Consider the following 4,710-nt stretch of genomic DNA (forward strand, 5'->3'; position numbering starts at 1 on the left):
AGCCACAGTGTAAGCAAACTCTGTGTGGCTGTTTTGGTTCGCCACAGTTTGGACATGTAGAAACAGCAACCTTGATCGGGCTATACATCCTCACACGTTTCAAGTGGGTTCTGCTTCTGCTTCTTTTTTGCTTTGGAACGGCCACTCTAATCCCTCCTATATCTAACTCTTCAATTTCGATTTGAGCTCAGACACCACTTTGTGCCAGCCATCGGGCAGCTCTTCCTTCTTCTGGCACGAGTGATTTGGCTCCTCATTAAGATTTGCCCCGCAATACGGACAAAGTCCCGCGCAGTCTTTTCTGCAGAGAACCTTCTGAGGAACCTCAACAATTATAGCCTCAATAACGCGTTCTGACAAGTCCAGCAGATCTCCCTCGAGCCTCAGAACATTATCCAGATCAGCACTTGTGCCGTCTTCTGCAAAAACAACACTGTCTTGAAGGACGTAGGTGGCTTCAATTGTCCCTGCAATCGGGATTGAGACTACTTTCAAACACCTTGCGCAGTTGTCTTCGAGGACTGTTTTCACCGAACCTGTTACGATAATCGAATCCTTATCTTTATACAATTCGATGTGGATCTCTGCGACACTAGTCAACTTTATCTCTTCAGTGAAGTCAGGATCCAGCACAACATCTATCGTCTTCCTGAATTCGAAACTGTTCAGATCAACGATCAACTCATGAATTCTCGCCATTTCAATCACCTCTGTGCCAGCAAATACTACATCACGGTTATTGCGATTTACTCACGTTTCATTGAACAAATGAAGAAGATTCCTTCATCCTACATAACAGGCTACGGGCTATTTGATCGATTTCGTCCATGGTTCTCCCTTCCGGACTGCCGAGATCTATAGAATCACTCTTGGAAAGTCTGTCCTGTATGATTACTATGTCTGTCGAGAGCCTCGCTGCTTCTGAAGGATCATGTGTGACCATTATCACGCTGATTCCCCTCCTCATCCAGATTCTCTGGATGTCTTCCATTAGCCTGTCCTTAATTACAACATCCAGAGAGCTGAACGGCTCGTCCATAAGAATGATATCAGGGTTGAAGGCCAACGCCCTTGCAATATTCAGTCTCCTTCGCATCCCGCCGCTTAGCTGAGAAGGATACTTGCTCTTATGGTTCTTCAGTCCAACAAATGAGAGAAACTCTACCGGGTCGCACCCAGGCGAGACAATGGAGATGTTCTGGGAAGCCGTCAACCACGGGATTAACCTATCGTCCTGGAATACGAATCCCAAGCGTTTGCTGTCAAGTTCAACAGTTCCTCTATCGGGCTTCAGGATACCGCCAATAATTCTCAATAGTGTGGTTTTACCGCAACCGGAGCTGCCGAGGATCGTTAGGAAGAAATCACCATCTATGGAGAAGCTGAACCCATCTATTATCTTCTCCCCGTCAAACTGCTTATGCAGATCTCTAATTCTTAAATGCATAGCGGGCACTCCTTCCTATTAGCAGATCTAGAAGTTTCTCGGTAAGTATGCCGAGAATCACAAGAACCAGAGTGTAAGCGAAGACTCTGGTCGTGTTTATTGAGTACTTCGCATCGGACATTGCTCTTCCTATTCCGGATGCTCCAACCATGAACTCAGCTACTGCGACTGATTTCCACATGATTCCAACCCCAACTCTCATTGACGACACTATGAAGGGAAAGGCAGAGGAAAGATAGATCTTCCTGAGAACAACCTTCCTGGAAAGCCTGTACACTTTTGCCATCTCTACCAGCTTCTTGTCTACGTTTCTGACTCCCTCTGCAATATTGATTGTGAAGATAGGAAACAGCGTAAGCAATACAATATATACTGGAGAAGAGAACCCTACTCCCCACCAGAAGATCGCCAGAGCAAGCCAGGATACAATAGGAATAGACTGAAGAATCACTACCAACGGTCTGAGCAATTCATACAAAACATCGATCAGACCCATAAGAAATCCGGCGACCATGGCCATCCCCAGTGCGAGAAAAAGCCCAATAAAGGCCTTCGAACATGTTTCGGCAATATTCGACCAGCCTCTCGCGCTTGAGAGTATTTTCGTGAATTCCGCTATTGTTTCGCCCGGACCAGGCAATAGAAGGTTGCTTGAAACCAAAAGAGATGCGGCAAACCATACCAGTAGAAGAAACCCTACCGAGAGAATTGGCGCAAGCTGTTTCCTTCTAGAAGAAGAGAGCATCTAGATCAATATCACCCGTAAGTTCCTGATCGAGTTCCCGCAGCTTTTCGATATATATCGTTGTTTCTTCCCTGGCTTTCTCGGAGTCTGAAAATAGAAAGCCCGCTGTATCCATTGCCTTCTTCAGTACAGGAACGGGGAAGCCACCCATCTTTTCTGACACTATCTCCGCAGTCTTTTCCCTATTAGCGAGCGACAGGCTCATGGACTGCTGGTAAAGAAGAAGAAATGATTCGACAACACTTCTATCGAGAGAACCGCTTACGAATATCCCCGATGTAGGAATGTTGATTCTCCTATCGTTGAAGCTTTCCCATAGATCTTCAATCGGCATAGACCTTATTACACTCTGAACACGAGCTTCGGCAAGAGAAGCAAATGGTTCAGGTACAAGAATGAGCTTGGCTTTTCCGCTCGCAAGAAGCTGCACAGCCTCCGCGCCGCCTACGTAGACTATAGACGCATCTTTTCCGACTTCATATCCACGAGACTCAAGGGCGCCGCGAAGAATGGTGTCTGCTGTCTGACCAGGTGCCTGCAAGGTGTAGATCACCGTTCCTACTAGGTCTTCTATATCATCTATCGACTTCTCTGTAGATATGAAATAGAAACCATTCCACATGCTCACTGCTGCGAGCTTAATATCTACTCCAGAAGCTGCCAGCTTAATTCCGACGGTTACCGGAAGAAGGCTTATCTGCGCCCTCCCTGTAACCAGCATTGAAATTGCTTCGTCGACGCTTCTCCACAAATTGATTTCGAGACCCGGGACTTCATTAGAGATATCCGAGGAGAGTAACTCAGCAATCGGAATTAGAGTAGGACCAACTGGATTTATGTAATTGATGCCAAAAGATACGAGGGCTAGAGACACCACAAAAACTGTAATAATGAGTTTCTTCATAGAACCACCTCCACTAACAATTATACACTCAATTCACCGGCCTGACGACGGCTTAACAGCTTTGAAGGCCAAATCGCGAGCCTGAAGCCGAATCAGCACTCTCAGGGCCGATTTCTTCCCGATGAAGGCTGGAATCGCCCTCTATAAGGAGTTTGGTAATTTGAGCTCTGAGTGGTAGAATAATAGCGACATCTCATGCGAAGGGGGGAACAGTATGAACAAAAAAGAACTCATCGCTGAAATCGCTGAGAAAACGGGTGTTACTAAGAAAGATGCTGGAAAGACCCTTGACACAGTGATCGAGATCATCGAGAAGACACTGTCTAAAGGTGATGTTGTAAGACTCGTTGGTTTTGGCACATTTATGGTAGCTTCAAGGAAGGCCAGAAAGGGTGTCAATCCGAGAACCAAGAAGCCCATCACGATACCGGGCGGAAAAGTTCCTAAATTCGTACCTGGAAAGGAACTGAAGGAAAAGGTAAAATAGTGTCGTAGACTCTGCGGCGGCCGGAGTTGCCGCCGCTTTTGTTTTGGAGTGAAAGACTTGAAAGGAATCTGGGTTCTCTTTGTTATCTTCATTATTATTGTGGCTTTGGGTGCTTTCTTGAACATCTACTTTCTCAGGCAGTTTGGCGATGAAATGGTTTCAAGTCTCAGTACAAGGGAAATAGAGAACAAACTTCAGACCATGTCCGAAAGAGTCTTCCAGCTCAATCTGAATCTCGACTCACTCTCTTCCCTTGAAGTGAGACAGGATCTTTCGAAGATAATCACCGATTTTCAGGGGATTATTGCGAACCTGAATTCAGTCTCGGCTGGTGTTAGCAGTTCTTCCGTTGGGGACTCGTTGACAAATCTCTCAAATGATATGCAAAGTATTCTGAATCTTCTCACTTCACTGGATAGAAGAGAGAATGTTGACTACTCGACCCAGATAGAGGGAATAAGAGGAAAGATTGTCTCTCTTGAGTGGCAGCTGGAAGAGCTCAAGTCGCTTGTAGAATCCAGTATGGTTGATGTCAAAAACGCCGTCGCGGGAAGAGTTGTCTCTAACAATCCTCGGAGTGTATTTTACGAGGAAGAGGTTGGAAAAGGTGTACGAATAAGAATTGAATCCGGCTTCAAAGGAAGTAGCATTATCCATGACAACGATATCCTTATGATTCTGAACGAAATATATGCCTTGAGAGCCACGAAGATTTCGTTAAATGGGAAGAGAGTATTACCATATACATACGTACGCTGCGTAGGGGCAACTGTTATAATTAATGATGAGCCAACTCAAATTACGCCAATAGTTGTTGAGGTGTTGGGCGATTACGATTATCTTGTATCCGGTCTGGGTCTCTTGAAGGAGTTTTTCAAGGGCAGGGAGATTGAAATGACTTTTCTGCCTCTTGAGTTTATTACCATTCCCGCGGGAGGGGGTTGATTCAGTTGAAAAAAGTTACCCTTCTAACTCTTCTTATACCTGTTTTTGTGCTCTTTACCGGGTGTAACTATCCGTTCATTACTAGAGACGATTTTCTTGCAAAGATGGATGCTATTGAAGAGAAGATTGACTCTATTGCTCTTAGTCAAAGGAAGATAGTTCAGCTTGAAGATGCTGTACAG

The 4,710-nt window shown here is 45.4% G+C and carries 7 protein-coding genes; 2 read left to right on the top strand and 5 right to left on the bottom strand.

Features of this window, described 5'->3' with window-relative positions; translation table 11 throughout:
* The 5 genes from ENN47_04920 to ENN47_04940 all read right to left on the bottom strand — a co-directional run.
* Positions 1-145, bottom strand: a 145-nt coding sequence (locus ENN47_04920) for a 50S ribosomal protein L32 (GenBank protein HDP77525.1), incomplete at its 3' end; no start/stop codon positions are given.
* Between the two features lie 17 nt (positions 146-162).
* Positions 163-699 carry a DUF177 domain-containing protein gene (locus tag ENN47_04925; GenBank protein ID HDP77526.1) on the bottom strand — a complete coding sequence of 179 codons (537 nt, stop codon included), beginning with the start codon at positions 697-699 and terminating at the stop codon, positions 163-165.
* A gap of 58 nt (positions 700-757) precedes the next feature.
* The gene (locus ENN47_04930) at positions 758-1,447 is read right to left on the bottom strand and encodes an ABC transporter ATP-binding protein (protein HDP77527.1); all 690 of its coding nucleotides are present in this window, start codon (positions 1,445-1,447) and stop codon (positions 758-760) included.
* Positions 1,431-2,192, bottom strand: coding sequence for an ABC transporter permease (locus tag ENN47_04935; GenBank protein ID HDP77528.1), 762 nt, complete (start codon positions 2,190-2,192; stop codon positions 1,431-1,433). Before ENN47_04935 ends, ENN47_04930 begins: the two co-directional genes overlap by 17 nt.
* Positions 2,176-3,096, bottom strand: a complete 921-nt coding sequence (locus tag ENN47_04940; GenBank protein HDP77529.1) for an ABC transporter substrate-binding protein — start codon at positions 3,094-3,096, stop codon at positions 2,176-2,178. The genes ENN47_04935 and ENN47_04940 overlap by 17 nt, the downstream gene beginning before the upstream one ends.
* 214 nt (positions 3,097-3,310) lie before the next feature.
* On the opposite strand from ENN47_04940, the gene ENN47_04945 reads away from it, so the two are divergent.
* Both ENN47_04945 and ENN47_04950 read left to right on the top strand, forming a co-directional pair.
* Complete coding sequence (locus tag ENN47_04945) at positions 3,311-3,583, top strand: HU family DNA-binding protein (protein ID HDP77530.1); 273 nt, start codon at positions 3,311-3,313, stop codon at positions 3,581-3,583.
* Positions 3,584-3,631: 48 nt separating this feature from the next.
* Positions 3,632-4,528 carry a DUF881 domain-containing protein gene (locus ENN47_04950; protein HDP77531.1) on the top strand — a complete coding sequence of 299 codons (897 nt, stop codon included), beginning with the start codon at positions 3,632-3,634 and terminating at the stop codon, positions 4,526-4,528.
* The last annotated feature ends 182 nt before the right edge of the window (positions 4,529-4,710 follow it).

The sequence above is a fragment of the Mesotoga infera genome, assembly GCA_011045915.1.
Classification (GTDB): Bacteria; Thermotogota; Thermotogae; order Petrotogales; family Kosmotogaceae; genus Mesotoga; species Mesotoga infera_D.